This window comes from Sporofaciens sp. SGI.106, assembly GCF_050314255.1.
Classification (GTDB): domain Bacteria; phylum Bacillota; class Clostridia; order Lachnospirales; family Lachnospiraceae; genus Claveliimonas.
The window spans coordinates 33,172-50,395 of the sequence record NZ_JBNPMZ010000011.1 but is presented as its reverse complement, the minus strand read 5'-3'; the positions used below and the strand labels follow the sequence as shown (position 1 = coordinate 50,395).

8 protein-coding genes are annotated in these 17,224 nt (G+C 42.1%); all 8 read left to right on the top strand.

Annotated features, from left to right (window positions below):
- The first annotated feature begins 124 nt into the window (after positions 1 to 124).
- The 8 genes from ACQRCC_RS09465 (at position 125) to ACQRCC_RS09430 (ending at position 17,218) form a co-directional block, all read left to right on the top strand.
- On the top strand, positions 125 to 7,522 hold the full coding sequence (locus tag ACQRCC_RS09465; RefSeq protein WP_427850571.1) for an InlB B-repeat-containing protein: 7,398 nt from the start codon (positions 125 to 127) through the stop codon (positions 7,520 to 7,522).
- A gap of 4 nt (positions 7,523 to 7,526) precedes the next feature.
- Positions 7,527 to 7,994, top strand: coding sequence for a hypothetical protein (locus ACQRCC_RS09460; protein ID WP_427850570.1), 468 nt, complete (start codon positions 7,527 to 7,529; stop codon positions 7,992 to 7,994).
- Between the two features lie 19 nt (positions 7,995 to 8,013).
- Positions 8,014 to 8,637, top strand: a complete 624-nt coding sequence (locus tag ACQRCC_RS09455) for a hypothetical protein (protein WP_427850569.1) — start codon at positions 8,014 to 8,016, stop codon at positions 8,635 to 8,637.
- A complete protein-coding gene (locus tag ACQRCC_RS09450) occupies positions 8,627 to 8,944 on the top strand; it encodes a hypothetical protein (RefSeq protein ID WP_427850568.1) in 318 nt (105 codons plus the stop codon). The genes ACQRCC_RS09455 and ACQRCC_RS09450 overlap by 11 nt, the downstream gene beginning before the upstream one ends.
- A 251-nt stretch (positions 8,945 to 9,195) precedes the next feature.
- A complete protein-coding gene (locus tag ACQRCC_RS09445) occupies positions 9,196 to 9,609 on the top strand; it encodes an EamA family transporter (protein WP_427850567.1) in 414 nt (137 codons plus the stop codon).
- Positions 9,610 to 9,861: 252 nt separating this feature from the next.
- A complete protein-coding gene (locus ACQRCC_RS09440) occupies positions 9,862 to 12,354 on the top strand; it encodes an ATP-binding response regulator (RefSeq protein ID WP_427850566.1) in 2,493 nt (830 codons plus the stop codon).
- Between the two features lie 41 nt (positions 12,355 to 12,395).
- A complete protein-coding gene (locus ACQRCC_RS09435) occupies positions 12,396 to 14,237 on the top strand; it encodes an extracellular solute-binding protein (protein ID WP_427850565.1) in 1,842 nt (613 codons plus the stop codon).
- A gap of 68 nt (positions 14,238 to 14,305) precedes the next feature.
- The gene (locus ACQRCC_RS09430; RefSeq protein ID WP_427850564.1) at positions 14,306 to 17,218 is read left to right on the top strand and encodes a response regulator; all 2,913 of its coding nucleotides are present in this window, start codon (positions 14,306 to 14,308) and stop codon (positions 17,216 to 17,218) included.
- Positions 17,219 to 17,224: the final 6 nt, after the last annotated feature.

Here is a 17,224-nt window from a genome sequence, read left to right as displayed (position 1 = left end):
AAATATGTTGTGTGTTTGATTCGAAAAATAAATAATTAAGAAGATTTAAAACGATGTAAAGTTGCACATAAATTGAATTTATGTTATTGTTAATATAAATGTTCTACGCGAAAGGAGGAGAAAAATGATAAAGATAAAGTATAAACGAAATATTTTTAAAAGATTTTTGGCTGTGATACTGACCATCGTGCTGGTGACGGGAAGTTTCTTTGCAATTCCGGCTAAGCAGGTGGAAGCCGGTATAGGCGCAAAAATTGCCGGAGTAGTTGTACACGGAGCGAAGAGAGGGCTTGTTATGGTGTGCAACCATGCAGCGGACTCGGGCACAGAACTTGGTGAGCTTTTGGGAAAGCTTGGAAATATGCTCAAATCACCGGAAGAAAAACGAGCGGATAAAATTATCGATATGTGCGAGGAGATTCTGAAAGATCTTGAAGTGATCGAGGAGGAACTTACATATATCGAAAAACAGAATAAAGATATGGAGCTTAAATTGGATCAAATAGCAATTAGCGATATCGCTGATGTTATGGATGATTTCAATGTTCGATATCACACGATCTGGTCTGAGTATGAGGCTTTGCTGGTTGCTGCCATAAATTATGGAGAGAATCCGACTCAGGAAAATTATAATGCCCTGAAATTGCAATACGATACAATTGAAAAGTTCTATAAAAATGAGTCCCTGGAAAACAAGGACTCCACAACCATATCCTTTAATTTTACGAATGATATTCTTGCTTATCTCCGTGCGGTCAGCCCTTATGAGCCGGCATCCACATACCAGGAGCCGGACCAATGGAAAGACAGGTTTAAAAATGGCGCAGTCGATAATACATATCTTACTGCTGTAAAGAACTATTATACAGATGCGACTGCATCCCAGTCATGGATGTACGAAGCAATGACCAATGGTCTGAATTACGCTATTATACCTATGTGTTATTATATGCAGGTGTTTCAGCTCTATACAGTGATGAAAGTGAATGCGATCAATGTAGATACATCCATGACCTGGGAAGAGCGGGCTGACAAAATAGCCCTTGCATGGTCAGAGCTTGAAAAGGGAAGCAATTATGTGGTGAATGCGATCAATCAGATGGCTTCTATCTGTGGTAATGTGACGACTGACTGTATGAGGCCTTATGACACACAACCCACAAGAGTCACAATGGATTATGAGGAATCAAGAGAGGTGGGTACACATCAATTAGGACATGGTCAGGAAGTATATACAGCTACAGCGAGTAAGACAAAAGACACTTTGGCATATTCCATTTTGAAATTAAGAGATGGAAGTACCTATGCCGTATATAGCGATGGAGGTATTAATCCGACATTTACATTGGGCGATATGGTTATGGTGACGGATAAGTGGGTGGCAACGAATCATAATCCGACCGGAGATTACTATAATCTTCTTCATGGAAAAGGTCACTGGGCAGCATTTAACCTGATTGCAGGGCCGGAGGAGTTATCGGAGATTACAGAATACGGTTCATATGATCTGGCTTCCAATAATCTGGCAGAATATCTTGTAAAAATAGAAAAAATGTCTCCTGTATTTGCCAATTATGAAAACACAGATCCTTTCTATGGTGTTACAAGAACCTATGATAATTATGACGCGCTTAATCAGACAGGGGATGCAAATGTAGATTTTTATGATTTGAAATCCGTGCAAAGATCGGATCTGGGCGCGTCAAGGAAAGATCTGGATCTGGAAGATGATATTCTGGAAGAGGGAATTGATGACAGAACTGCAGGATTTATCATGAAAAAAGATTCTGATAAGGATGTGCCTCTGGAATTCAGGGTGGTAAAGGACGAAGGGGCTGATGTCAGAATAGTAAATAATGATAAACTGGATGAGAATGGAGATCCAACAGTAATTTTTCCGGACGATAATGGTAATTACACTATTCCGGCAGGAGATTGCATTGATGTTCGGGTGAAGCTGGATGACGGCAAAGAAATCTCATCGGCTTATTTATACGGAGAAAATCAGGCGGGTCGTTTGAGAGAAGTGGATGATTTTGCTACTGTTGATGATATCGGTGATATCGAGGATTTTCTGGAGGTCAGTGATGATGGATATTACGTATTAAGCACATTTCCTATGCCTTTCAGAAATACAACGCTGCAGATTGTGACAAAGAATATAGAAGAGGAATGCATGGCAGTTTTGGAAGATGACGGGCAGAAAGCAAAACTGCAGTTTACCGGTACCCCCGGAATAGACCGGAAATCATTTACGGCCGAAAGTACGGTCAGTGTCAATGTATGGACGGAAGAAGGTATCCTTGCGGAAGGTATTGAAGTAACGGATGTATCCGGGAATCCCCTGTCGGATATAGAAGTGACAGAGGATAAAGATAGAGAAAGTACATTGCCTGATGGAGTGAAGGTCTATACGTTTACCATGACGAAAGAAATGGTAGAGAGTATGGGAACAAAAGAAGTAAAAATATCTCCAAAACTTGCAGAAGGTCATACAGTGACTCTTACGGAGTGCGAACACGGACAACTTGTATTTGCAGACAGTGATGGTCAGACAATTGAAAGTGCAGGTATGAGCCGTACATTTTATAGTGGCGAGCGGGTGTACGTTAAGGGAGTACCGAGTGATGCCGATTCATATTACTGCGAGAACATTACGGTGAAAAAAGAGGACGGCACAGAGGTTTTAGTGAGAGCTGACAATGATGCTAATTTCTTCAAAATGCCGGAAGGTGACGTCAGAGTATTAGCCGAGTTCGGTAAAAGAGATGGATACGAGGTTCAGTCTGTAATAGAGAATAAAAATGGTGCAGTCGGAACGGTAAAGTTTGATAATCAAACCAGTGCCCTGGCTGAGTATAACTCCGGAGAAACAGTTACTGTCAGTGTGATACCGGAAGAAGGAAGCGCGATGGAAAGCTATTCTGTTACAACAGCTTCCGGGGATGAAGTGGAGAGTCAGTGCAGCAGTATTACAGCACAGGACAGAATTCAGAAAATCACCTTTAAGATGCCGAGAAAAAATGTAACAGTAAAGGTAGTATTCAATAAATGCAGTGTTTACACGGGTACTTTAACTGTAGATCAGGGGCTGAAAGGAACCATAATAGAAAAGGCAGAAGCTCAGGAAGCAGGAAATGAAATACTCAGTGATGTGGTTCAGGGAAGTGCTTCATTTGCCGCAAGGACATCTTTTAAATATGAGTTAAAGGTCGAAGCAGTTGAAGAGGGCTCTTCACCGGTTGTGACCTATATTTGTGGAAGTACAGAAAAATCTTTAAGCGGTCAGGAAACAGGAGGACAGTATACCTACACTATAAGTGATATCACAGGAGATTTTAGTATTAAAGTAGATAACACAAAAGAACCGCAACAAGAAACGTTTGCGATTCCTGATTATGACACTCTTTGTTTCTATGCGGATAGAATAAATGAGGAATATGAGAATGCAGAAGGAAGCACAGAGGGAGTATATAGAAATGCAGACTATGTTGTTACGGCGGATATAACATCTACGGGGGATACCTTTTATCCTATAAAGGATTTCTATGGAACCTTTGACGGAGGCGGTCATAAAATCGAAGGGCTTTATGTAACCCAATCATTTTGCTTTATCAAAGAATTGGGAGGTACGATAAAGAACCTTGAACTCAGTAATTTCAAATCACCGGGACAGACAAGTGACGGAGCAGGTGCTTTTGCGAGGACAATGCTGCCGGGTTCACTGATTACAGATTGTAAACTATCCGGAGATTCCCACCTTTCGTCCGGACATGCCGGAGGAATTGCCTATACGGTGGAGTCTGGTGCAGTGATTCGAAACTGCGGTGTGGATACGAGCGTAAAGATATCGTGCGATGATAATTATTCAGAGTATAATTATGCAGGCGGAATTGCTTACTGTAATAATGGAAGTATTGAAAACTGCTATTTCGCAGGACAGCTGGATATAGGCTCATATGGAGGCGGATACCGCGGTAATATTTTAGGAGGTATCTGTGCAGAAGGAAGTGGAGGAAAAATCTGGAATTGCTATGTAAAGGATGGATTTGTATACGACTGGGTATTTGAAACAGCACAGCAGGGTGCCCGTGTGAATACCGTTTATGATATAGGAAACTGCGATTCCATTTCCTGCTCTTATATATCAACAGAAACGCAACAGACACTGAATAGCGCGAAAAAGCAAGATGGGCAAAATGGAATAACCTACAGTTCAAACAGCAGTGTAGACTATACAAAGACGGTTTCTGAGATGAAAAGCAGTGGCTTTGCTGATGTGTTGAATGAAAATATTACAGATACAGATCAGTATGCGGTTTGGAAACAAGATGATACCATTAATGATGGATATCCGTATCTGGAGGTTTCCGGATCCTCTGAATCGATTAAAACATACACTGCTAAAATAGGAACTGTTGCAGAAGGTGCAGAGTTAGACATACTGGATGAATTACATAACCAGAATGTGAATGAGCTTTCAGGTATTCCAGCCGGAAATACAGTTAATCTCACGGGAAGTACGACGTTTCGGAAGGTTCAGATTGAAGTTCAGGATACAACTTCAGGAAAAACCATCGTAAAGACGGAATGTGTGCCTGATGAAAATGGAAAGATCGCAACCAGTTTCAGGATGCCGTCAGGAGATGTTGAAATTACAGCCTCCAAAGGAAGTGTGCACGTTGGAAATATACCGGTTGACGCGGAAGTTCTCCCGGCCTTCAGGGCAGAGGCATCTCTTCAGAATGAAGCCGGAGAGGTGATTACAGAGGCAAAACTGACAGATACCGTTTATCTGAAGGTGGATGAAATCGAAGAAGGATATGGCGTCGGCAGGATTATGCTCAAGAGTAATTTTGAGTATGAACCATTTCAAACAATTGATGATCCGGGAGCAATCCGTCAGGAAGATGGAAGATACGCAGTTACACTGGATGATATTACAGATCTGTTGAAAGGAAAAGTGACGATATGTGTTGTAATGCAGGAGAGCAGTTATAATATTACAGCGACAGTATCTCCGGAAAACTCAGGAATTATTGAATGTGTTCAGAATGCATCTTATAAGGAGACCGTTAATTATACAGTGACTCCAAATGAAGGATACTACTGCAGTTCTCTTCTGCTTTGTGGAGCTAACGGTGACGTATTACAGAGCTTAAGTCTGGATGGTGGAGCAGGAAGCTTTACAATGCCGGCACAGGATGTTAACATTAAAGCAGCCTTTAGAAAAGCAACTTATGAAATTGCAACAAAAGACAGTGATAATATGAAGCTGTCGGTTTCTGATTCATCCGGAAACAGTATCCGCTATGCGTCTGAAGGGGATGTTGTGACAGTTCACTATTCGAAAGATGCATGGAGTGCTGATGAGAATATCTTTGTATACCAGGCGGGTGAGGCGAATCCGGTTGCACAGTGGGTTGCACAGGGAGAGGCCGATAGTGAGGACAGTCCTCTGACATTTGTAATGCCGGAAAGTGCAGTGGAAATTGTGGCATCTCAGATGGAGGGTTCCGACTATTCTATTTCTAAAATAATTGAAGGAAGCGGAACTATAGAAATCAGAGATTTGGCAACCGACAGTAAAAACAGTGCAAAGCAGGGAGAGAAAATTATTGTAGCTGCATATGCAGACAGGGGATGCTCTGTAGATCAGGACAATACAAGAGTATATGATTCTCAAAATAATATCATCGATGTGAATGCAAATATTGAAGAGAACTATGCAGTATTTTCCATGCCGGCAGAGAACATCACCGTAAAGGGAGTATTTGTTCAGAATAACTACTCCATTACTGTGAATGAACCATCCGAGGGAACGATAAGTGTGACCGATGAAAATGGAACTGATATAGATTTGAATGCTGTTCATTATGATGACAAATTAAAAATAAAGGTTGTCGGGCTTAATATTAGTTCGGTGAATTACCGAAAAACAGATGCTGAGAACAGTTCGGTTATCAATATCCCGCTTGATGAAAATGGAGAAGCTGTATTTTACATGCCGGATATGAATATTACCATTAGTGAAGGGTATCACATGGATCAGGATGAAAACGGAAATTATAAAATCTCTGATTTTTCAGATTTAAAAGAGGCAGCAGTGATTGTACAGGACAATCCAGGTGCAGATTTCATTCTGACAAATAGCATTACCGGCAGCGGCGAATCACTGACAGCTCAAATTGGAACAGCAGAAAATCCATATACGGGAACCTTTGATGGACAGGGATATTATATTTATAAATTTAATATTGATAATCAGACAGGAGATGCATCTCTCTTTGGAACAATAGGAGAGGGCGGAACTGTAAAGAGATTGGGAATTTTCTTCCAGGATGCAAAGGGAAACCGGGCAGCAGGAATTGCGGCAGTAAATAATGGACTTGTAGATGAATGTATCAGTGGTTCTAATATGGTGGGCTCTTATACAGACAGGGAAACCGGAGAACGCCATGATCTGTCAGAAACAAATACCGTTATTACAGGAGAGGAAATGGCCGGAGGCGTGGTAATTGAGAATAATGGTATGATCCGGAATACCAGAAACTATGCCGAAACCAATGTTTCTTCTATAGATGGAATTGCAGGAGGAATTGCTGCAATTAACAGGGGTATTATTGAAAACTGTTTCAACAGAGGAAATCTGAAGGCAGGAGGAATTACAGGAGGAATTGCCGGCATCAATGACGCCGGTGCTCAGATAAATATAGCCTACTGTTCATCTGCTACATTAGAAGGAAGCCAGGCGGGAGCAATCTACGGTCAGAATGCCGGTGCAATAAGCAGCACATACTACCTTGACGAGCTGTCTAATGCAACTGATCAGGGTACGAAGATGACTGTAAATGAAATGAAAAATGATACTTTTACATCAACTCTGAATAGACTGGCAGAAGGAAATGATGATCTGCGTGAATGGATTCGGGATGCGGACAAGAATGGAGGATACCCAAGAATAGCTTCTTCTATGATGGTAACAAAAGAGTTATCTGCGGAGCGAATCGGTCTTTCCGTTACAGGAACCATGCATAGAGATGCAGAATTGAGTTTTGAAACTCTTGGCAGTAGTGATGCTGTTTACAAGGCATTTGAAAAATATGCGAAGGATAATGGCATGCAGGTTCAATTCGCAGTTGATCCTGAACTCTATTATGGAAAAATCCGGGAGCATGCAGAATATGAGGGACTTTTGAGCTGCAGGATGGATGTATCAAAACGTGATGGTAAAAATTATAAAGTTCTGGTATATCAGGATGGAAAAGTAAAAGAAGTAGAACTGAATAAACAGATGCTTGCGTCTATTAAAGTTTCAGAATTGCCACAGTTTGCAGTTGTCTCCGTAAAAACCGCTGCAGACAATGGAACAGGTTCTGATAACTCAAATTCTGTTATAAATAAAGTTGTAAATTCAATCAAAACAGGAGATGGGGCTAACGTATTTATGTGGGCTGTTTTTTTGATTGCAGCAGCGTTGGGAATTGGAGTCGTTATCAGAGTCAGAAGAAAAAAAGGATAGTAGCATGAAAAGAAAAAAGTTAATTATTATTATAGTTGCCGTGGCTGCGCTTGCAGCCGCGTGCATCGCCGTTTTCGTTCTTAAAGAAATGAAAGGCAGCAAAAATTCATCTGCAAATGTAGTTGCATGGGATGTTGATATTGAAGAAAACGAGCTTCCGGAGACGGATGAAATACTTATTCCGGGGTATGACAGCATGACTATGGCAGCAAATACAAAAAAGCAGGCGGTAAGTATGGGGAATCCGGCAGATAATAATTGCTATTTCGTAATCATACTGAGGCTTGAAGACGGGACAAAGCTATATGAATCAGAGTATTTGAAGCCGGGAGAAGGGTTAAACGAGATTACTATGGAACAAGAACTGGAGTCGGGAGAATACCAGGCCATTATAGAATACAAATGTTATTCTCTGGAAGATAAAAGTTCACTAAATGGCGGAAGTGCCCAATTTAATCTTATAGTAAAGTAGTAAAGCAGGAGGAAGAGAGATGAAAAATGCAAAGGTAAAAAGATGGCTTACAGGTTTATTTGCAGCAGCGGTGGTTGCAGTTACACCGGTATATGCATTGGCAGCTGAAGGGGATGAAAAGGATCTTGATAATGTTACACCAAGAGGTGAAACGAGTGTAACAGCTTCCGTAGATGGAGAGAGTCCGACTGAACCGTCCTATGTGATAGCAATACCAAGTAAGGTTGATTTTGGTACGATCAAGCAGCCGGCTTCGGAGGCAAATTCTTACGTTACAAGAGACATTACAGTAAGAAGTGTGACAATCACAAACCTGCCAACCGGAAGTGCTGTTGCAGTTCTGGTGAAAGACAGCGCTGCAACCCAGCAGACAGATCCTTTTAAACTGGTCAAGGATGATAATGATGGTATCTACCTGACATATCAGATTTTAAATCCTTCCGGCAATTCCATTCAGGATGAGCAGTGGTATACAAATGGATTCCTTTTTAATGCGTTTACAGCTTCTGATCAAACGGCAACAAATACTTTAAGACTGAATCAGAAACAGCTTTATGGTAAAGATTTAGCTACGTATGCAGGCTCCTATACCGGTACCTTAAATTTCTTCACGAGAGTAGCTGATATCAACGATGTACAGTAGCAATGTCACAGGCAATAAAAGGCGGCATACGTCGGTCAGAAGAATAATGGTTTGTCTCTTGTTATGTATGGGCATTACCGGGATGACTCTTCCTGTTTCGGCGCAGGATGAAAGCCGGTCTGAATATGTTGGAAGTACAAAAGTAGTAGCATATGTATCTGAGGAGGCGGCTGATGCACCAGCTTCTGAAAATGATAAAAATGCGAAAACAGGAGATGAGAGCAATACAAGCTTTTTACTCATTTTGTTTATGAGTTCGATCATAGTCATAGTATATGGAGTAAAAAAATTGTATTCGGAAATCTAAAAATGAAAAGTGTGCAGTTATCGGTCTGAATTTCAGCCGAAGCTGCGCACTTTTTTACTCTATAGGAAACTGCGTTTCCATAGAGCAAAAACCCTCCGGGGGATGCGCACTCCGGCGTAAGCAGAAGATGTCGCAGAGCGACCGCCGGAGGCGCGAGAGTTCCGCTCGCGGAACTCTTTGTTCTATACGGCATGAGAGTAGTGTGATAAGATAATAAATGGAAAAATATTACAGAACGGGAGATGAAAAATATGTGGTTTGTATTTGCGTTACTGTCTGCGGTGTTTGCTGCTTTGACCTCCATATTGGCAAAGATCGGAATTGACGGAGTGAACTCCAATCTGGCAACTGCAGTTCGGACCGTGGTTGTGGTAATTATGGCATGGGGAATGGTGTTCCTGACACATACACAAAATGGTCTTTCTGAAATCAGCAGAAAAAGCTGGCTTTTTCTGGTTTTGTCCGGTCTGGCAACCGGTGCATCCTGGCTGTGCTATTATAAAGCATTGCAGATCGGTGATGCTTCAAAAGTAGTTCCGGTAGACAAATTAAGTGTAGTCATTACCCTGGTATTGGCATTCATATTTTTACATGAGGAATTTACAGCAAAATCATTAATCGGATGTATTCTGATCGGTGCGGGAACATTGATTATGGTTTTATAATTGTCAGTGTCATTTTAAATGTAACAGGTGTAATTATAAATGACGGGTGCGGGATGAAAATATTTTACGCACCCGCTATTTTTCTTGTTTTTTTGTATATTAGTATGATATAATATAAAATTGACTAGGATTATATTTTTTGAAATTTCATGTCATTTCGCATTTCAAAATATAGTTGTGAAACAGAAATCATTTTCATAAATACATGGTACAAATTGTCACAGATAGAAGAGAAATCGGGAGGTTGTTGCAGTGGGGAAAACTGTATTGGAGAAGCAGCTTGAAACTTACAGGAAAAAAATAAAAATCATGGAACATGCACTTTCCGCGAGTGCTGGAGCTTATTACAATATTAACATTACGAAAAATCTTGTTCCCGGAACGATGTATCAGGTGATCGACGATGTTGAATACAGCATCAACGAGGTAATTGGATTCCCGAACGACTGTAAATACTGGGATGTAATTGAATACTGGGGAAATCAGCTATCAGAAGAACAGCAGCCGGAATATTTTGCTTTTTTTGATATCAATCATCTGACAGAGTGTTTTGAGAACGGAGAAGATCATATTTTCCACCGTTATTGGACGAAGGATTCTCTGGGAGAGTCTATGTTGGCTGAGCAGCATGTGGTGATGTATCGTGATCTGACAAACAATGATCTTCTGGCAATTACTTATATCCTTGATCTTACAAAAATAGAAGAGATGAATGCCAGGGAGGCAGAGCATAGAAGAATCCTTGATGAAGATATAAAGAAAATTGAGGGACTGGCCGGCCAGTATTCGACTTTGTATTTTGTTAATCTCGATACAAAAGAGTATTCCAGATATAATATTAGTAAAACAGCTTTTGATGAAGATATAGGGAATGATAAGAAAAATTCAGATGATTATTTTAACAGATTCAGAGAGTTAGTGCTTGCCTATACACATCCGGATTTTCGTGACGAATTACTTAAACTGGCTGATGAGGATTATATCAGGGAACTGCTTCGGGATAAGAAAAGATATGCTTATCGGTTTCTGAATGCCGGAATAAGCGGTGAATATCAATGGCTGGAGATCATACTGATTAAGTTCGCTGATGTTAAGGAAGAAGCATCAAATATTGCGGTTGCTTTTCTGAATGTTGATGAAGAAGAACGCGAGAAAGAGGCACAGAGGAAAGCACTTGTTGATGCGCTTGCTGCTGCAGAGCATGCTAATAAAGCGAAGACTGCTTTCCTGAATAATATGTCCCATGATATTCGTACTCCTATGAATGCTATTATAGGGTTTACAGCGCTTGCGGCAGCTCATCTTGATAATGTGGAGACTACCAGAGACTATCTTGACAAAATTTCTACATCGAGTAATCATTTGCTAAGTCTTATCAATGATGTTCTGGATATGAGTCGTATTGAGAGCGGTCGGGTAAAGATCGAAGAAAAAGAGGTGCATCTCCCGGATGTGCTCCATGATCTTAGAACAATCATTCAGTCAAATATTTCTTCAAAGCAGCAGGATTTGTTTATTGATACACAGGATATTTTGAATGAAGATATTATTACAGATAAACTCCGCCTCAACCAGGTGTTATTAAATATTGTCAGTAATGCGATTAAATTTACGCCGGTTGGCGGAACCATCAGCATAAGAATTTCCGAAAGGCCTTGCAAATTAAATGGATATGCGACATATGAATTCCGTATAAAGGATAACGGAATTGGAATGTCCGAGGAATTCCGGAAACATATTTTTGAATCATTTTCAAGGGAACAGACAACAACTGTAAGCGGTATCCAGGGAACCGGGCTTGGTATGGCGATTACGAAAAATATCGTCGATATGATGGGAGGAAGCATTGACGTAAAGAGTGAAGAAGGAAAAGGTACAGAGTTTATTGTAACCCTTGACTGTAAGCTGTCAGACAGTGTTGTAAAGTACGAACCAGTTCCGGAACTTCAGGGGGCGCGTGCATTGGTTGTTGACGATGATACGGATACCTGTATGAGTGTAAGTAAAATGCTCAGAAAGATCGGAATGAGGGCTGATTGGACTGTCTCCGGCAAGGAATCTATTGTCAGGGCAAAAGAAGCTTATGATGAAGGTGATGAATTCAAGGCTTATATCATTGACTGGCTTATGCCTGATATGAATGGTATTGAAACGGTTCGCCGAATCCGCAAGGTGATAGGAGACAGTACACCGATTATTATCCTGACGGCATACGACTGGTCGGATATTGAAATTGAAGCCAGAGAAGCCGGAGTAACAGCATTTGTGTCTAAACCGCTATTTATGTCAGAGTTACGGGAAGTACTTACAAGACCTATCCGTACAAAAGCCGTGAAAAAAGAAGTGGCGGAGGAAGTTGATTTTACGGGGAAGAAAATTCTTCTTGTGGAAGATAATGAACTCAATCAGGAAATTGCGACAGAGATCCTCGAGGGGGCAGGATTTATAGTAGATGTGGCGGATGATGGTATCGCTGCAGTTGATAAGATGGCCAGTGCAGCATCTGACTGTTACGATCTGATTCTGATGGATATTCAGATGCCGAAAATGAACGGATTTCTAGCAACAAGGGAGATCCGGACCTTAAGCGATAACAGAAAAGCCAACATACCAATCATAGCGATGACTGCGAATGCTTTTGATGAAGATAAGAAGAAGGCTTTTGAATCCGGAATGAATGGATTTATATCGAAGCCGATTAATATTAAGAAGCTGATGAAAACTTTAGCAGATATTTTTAAATAGTGAGTCTTAAATGTAAGGAATGAAAATGAGAGGGAAAGAAAATGAAAAACAAGAGAGGAAAACGTCTGATATCAGCCGGGCTGACTATGGCAATGACAGCTTTGTTGTTTACAGGATGCGCAGTGCAGGATAAAAGTGAAAAGGAGGATTCGATTTCGGTATATCTGTGGAGTGCCGGTTTGTACGATACATATGCCCGTTATATCCAGTCTCAGCTTCCGGATATGGATATTGAATTTGTAGTGGGAAATAATGATCTGGATTTTTACACATTTATGAAAGAAAACGGGGCACTGCCGGATATCATCACCTGTCGCAGATTTTCTCTGCACGATGCGGCTGATTTACAGGATCAGCTGATGGATCTGTCTACTACAGAGGAAGCCGGTGCGATTTATGAGTCTTATCTGAAGAACTTTACCAATAGTGACGATACGGTAAACTGGCTGCCGCTCTGTGGCGAGGTGGATGGGATTGTGGCCAACAGAGAAGTGTTTGAGAAGTATGATATTCCTCTTCCTACAGATTATGAGAGTTTTGTTTCTGTCTGCCAGGCGTTTGAAGCAGAGGGAATCCGCGGATTTGTTGCCGATTTTGAATATGATTATACCTGTATGGAGGTTCTGCAGGGGTTGTCAATTCCGGAGATAAACTCTCTTGAGGGACAGGAATGGAGGCATAGATACGAGGATCCTTTAGATTCTCTCACGGGTCTCGATGGTGTGATCTGGCCGGGAGCTTTTGAGCGGATGGAGCAGTTCATCAAAGATACACATCTTGAAGAGGAGGATCTGAATCTCTCCTATGATCCGGTTATTGATATGTTTATGGAAGGAAAGGCTGCAATGATCCGTTCAGGTGGATCGAATGTCGTTGCGTTCCAGGAAACACTTGAAACCGACGCAGTATTTCTTCCTTATTTCGGACAGAATGGAGAGGAGTGGCTGCTTACCTATCCTGCATTTCAGGTGGCTCTGAACAAGGATCTGGAGAAAGACAAAACGCGCCGTGATGAGGCACTTAAGGTTCTGAGTGTAATGTTGTCTGATGAAGGACAGAATACGTTGGCCAAGGGAGAAGACGTGATCACGTACAGTCAGAATGTTGATCTGAAATTATCACCACACCTTGAGAACCTGGAAACATATATTAAGCAGAATCATTTGTATATTCGTGTTGCTTCCAATGATTTCTTTTCCACGTCAAAAGATGTTGTTTCGAAGATGATTCGTGGAGAATACGATGCACAGCAGGCATATGAGGCTTTTGACGCACAGTTACAACAGTCTAATGATGATTCCGCAGAAACTGTACTGACGGTCGAAGAGGGTTATTCCAATGAGTTCCATAAAAAGGGTGGTAATGCATCTGCTTCTGCCATGGCAAATTCCCTGCGGTCTTATTATGGGAGTGATGTGCTGGTAGCGCCGGCTTACAGCTTTACCGGTTCCACTTTCAAAGGAGAATATTCGGAGACGATGGCAGGCTACATGGTGATGCCGAATTCACTGGAGGCATGGCAGAGCGAAATGACGGGAAAAGAGCTGATCGATTACCTGAAGGCATCTGTGGAAGGTATGGAAGGTGGTTTTTCGCCGTTTAACCGCGGTTCTCTGCCTGCAGTCAGCGGAATATCAATGGAAGTTCAGGAGGAAGATGGAAAATATGTCCTGGTACGTGTTTTGAAAGATGGCAAGGAGATCGGAGATGAGGATACATTCCAGGTAACATGTCTGAATACAGGGGGGTATATGGGACCGTTCCTGAATGATGAAAGCAGGACATTTGAAAAAATGGAAGATAGAGTAAGGATTGCCTGGACAGAATATGTCAAGAACGGAGGAAGCCTGGCAGAGCCTGAGAATTATATTACATTGAAATAATTGTCTTTGTGGATACTGTTAGAAGAGATTTCTATAAAGAAATCTACATAAAAAAGGAGAGTGATTTTATGCGAAAAAAGCTGATTGCTGTCTTTGGTGCTATCATTCTGTCTCTGGGGATTGTTGCGGTCAGCGTTCGGTATTATTCCTTTGTTTCGCAGACGATCTACACAGAGAGTATTGTACATCTGACAGAGATTTATCATCAGGCTAACCAATCCCTTCACAATCTGGTAAGCAGAAACTGGAGTAACATGCATCTGTGGGCTGAGTATATTCATGACATTGAGGATGAAGAACAGATTGGATATTTCATTACTCAGGCGAAGGAGGAGGTTGGGTTTACTGACTTTTATTTCATCTCCCGGGAGAGCAGTTATCAGACTGTCAGCGGAGAAACCGGATATCTGGATTTAAAGGAAAATCTTTTCAATCTAATACTTAATGGTCAGGATGTGGTGGTGAACTCCGTAATACCCGGTCAATCACAGATGATGATGTTTTTTGTGCCTGTCTTTCCGGGGACTTATCAGGGATTTGCATATGAAGCCATTGCTATCAGTTTCAACAATTCCGACCTGGTGGAAACGCTGAAAATATCAGCCTTCGATGGTCAGTCCAGCAGCTATGTCATCCATCCGGATGGCCGGGTGGTTGTGGAAAGCACCAGTGATCAGCAGTCCAGCATCTATAATTTTTTAGCTATGCTGAAGAACAACTCTACCATGAGCAGCGATGAAATTGCTGCCCTGAAGGAGGATTTTACGCAGGGACGTTCCGGTGCCACTTCATTCTGTGTGGGAAATACGGAGTACTATCTGATCTATGAACCGGCGAATTTCGATGACTGGATCGTGCTTGGTTTCGTGCCGACCGGTGTTGTAAATGACAGCATGAATAATCTGCAGTCGACTACTCTTTTGCTGGTTGCAGGAATTATGATCTGTCTGGGTATAGTGATCCTTGCATTTATCATCTGGCAAAACCGGCAAAAACTGAAGAAGAAAGACACGGAGATTCTCTACAGGGAGGAATTGTTCTCCAAACTGTCTGTTAATGTGGATGATATTTTCCTGATGCTGGATGCTGATACTTTCCGGGTGGATTATATCAGTCCCAATATAGAAAAGCTTATAGGTGTTTCAGAAGCGGAGGCCCGTGCAGACATCAGGGCGATGGATCATCTTGTTAAAGAAGAGGATACGGTTCGTGTTCTGGATCAGCTTTCCAATATCCTTCCCGGTCAGCAGGGCGAATGGGATCGTGAATATATTCATCAGAGGACTGGTGAGATTCGCTGGTTCCACGTGATTGCACTGTGCAGTGATATTCAGGGGGAGAAAAAGTATATTCTTGTAATGTCTGATCGTACCAGGGATAAAAAGATCAATCAGGCACTTGAGGATGCGGTCAATGCCGCTCAGAGTGCGAACCGGGCGAAGAGTACTTTCCTCAGCAATATGTCCCACGACATCCGTACACCGATGAATGCCATCATCGGTTTTGCCACCCTGGCAAGTGCCAATGTGGGAAATACTGAAAAAATGAAGGATTATCTGTCTAAGATACTGTCCTCAGGGAATCACCTCCTTTCTCTGATCAACGATGTGCTGGACATGAGTCGCATTGAGAGTGGAAAAATCCATCTTGAGGAGTCGGAAGTGAACCTGTCTGATGTCCTTCATGACCTGAAGACCATCATCAGTGGTCAGATACATGCAAAGCAGCTGGAGCTGTTTATGGATACTCTGGATGTGGTAGACGAAGACGTGTTCTGTGATAAGATACGGCTGAATCAGGTACTATTGAACCTGTTGTCCAACGCCATCAAATTCACTCCGCCCGGCGGTGCGGTTTCAGTCCGTGTGGCACAGATTCATAATGCACCGGAAGGAAAGGGTCTGTACGAATTACGGGTAAAAGATACCGGTATTGGTATGAGTCCGGAATTCGCAGAACGGATATTTGAGCCATTTGAGCGGGAGCGTAACTCGACTGTCAGCAGGATTCAGGGAACCGGTTTGGGAATGGCCATTTCTAAGAACATCATCGACATGATGGGTGGTACCATTGAGGTTCACACGGAACAGGGCAAGGGTACAGAGTTCATCATTCGCCTGGAACTGAGGCTGCAGTCGGAACACAGGGCTATCGAAACCATCAAAGAACTTGAGGGATTGAAGGCACTGGTGGTGGATGATGACTTCAACACCTGTGACAGTGTGACAAAGATGCTTCTGCGAGTAGGTATGCGGTCAGAATGGACGATGTCCGGTAAGGAAGCGGTGCTTCGTGCTAAACAGTCTATAGAGATAAACGATGTATTCTATGCCTATATCATCGACTGGAGACTGCCGGATATGAACGGTATTGAAGTTGCAAGACGGATTCGAAGACTAAACGATGAGGTTCCAATTATTATTCTTACCGCTTACGATTGGAATGATATTGAGGCGGAGGCGAGAGAAGCCGGTGTGACGGCCTTCTGTTCAAAGCCCATGTTTATGTCCGAGCTTCGGGATACTCTGCTGGCTGCTCTTGGACATCGTGAGATTAAGGAAGAACAGATCCTGCCCGGTGTCGATGAAATGAACAGATTTGAAGGCAAGCGATTACTGGTGGTTGAGGATAATGAGCTGAACCGGGAAATTGCAGTTGAGATTCTTGAAGAATATGGTTTTCACATAGACACGGCGGAGAACGGTGCAGAAGCACTGAGTATCATAACATCCTCCAGACCCGGTGAGTATGAACTGGTGCTCATGGATATTCAGATGCCTGTTATGGACGGATATGAAGCTACCCGGTGCATCAGAGAACTGGATAATCCAACCCTGTCTGCGATTCCTGTTGTAGCCATGACGGCCAACGCTTTCGATGAGGATAGAAAATCTACTGCAGAGTGTGGTATGAATGGGTTTATATCTAAACCAATCAATATGGATGAGGTTATTCAGGTGTTGAAAAATGTTTTGCCGTGAGTAAAC

What these genes read in the sequence shown, in the direction of transcription:
- ACQRCC_RS09465 (WP_427850571.1), top strand. Translation starts at nt 125, where the DNA reads ATGATAAAGATAAAGTATAAACGAAATATTTTTAAAAGATTTTTGGCT.
- ACQRCC_RS09460 (WP_427850570.1), top strand. Translation starts at nt 7,527, where the DNA reads ATGAAAAGAAAAAAGTTAATTATTATTATAGTTGCCGTGGCTGCGCTT.
- ACQRCC_RS09455 (WP_427850569.1), top strand. Translation starts at nt 8,014, where the DNA reads ATGAAAAATGCAAAGGTAAAAAGATGGCTTACAGGTTTATTTGCAGCA.
- ACQRCC_RS09450 (WP_427850568.1), top strand. Translation starts at nt 8,627, where the DNA reads ATGTACAGTAGCAATGTCACAGGCAATAAAAGGCGGCATACGTCGGTC.
- ACQRCC_RS09445 (WP_427850567.1), top strand. Translation starts at nt 9,196, where the DNA reads ATGTGGTTTGTATTTGCGTTACTGTCTGCGGTGTTTGCTGCTTTGACC.
- ACQRCC_RS09435 (WP_427850565.1), top strand. Translation starts at nt 12,396, where the DNA reads ATGAAAAACAAGAGAGGAAAACGTCTGATATCAGCCGGGCTGACTATG.
- ACQRCC_RS09430 (WP_427850564.1), top strand. Translation starts at nt 14,306, where the DNA reads ATGCGAAAAAAGCTGATTGCTGTCTTTGGTGCTATCATTCTGTCTCTG.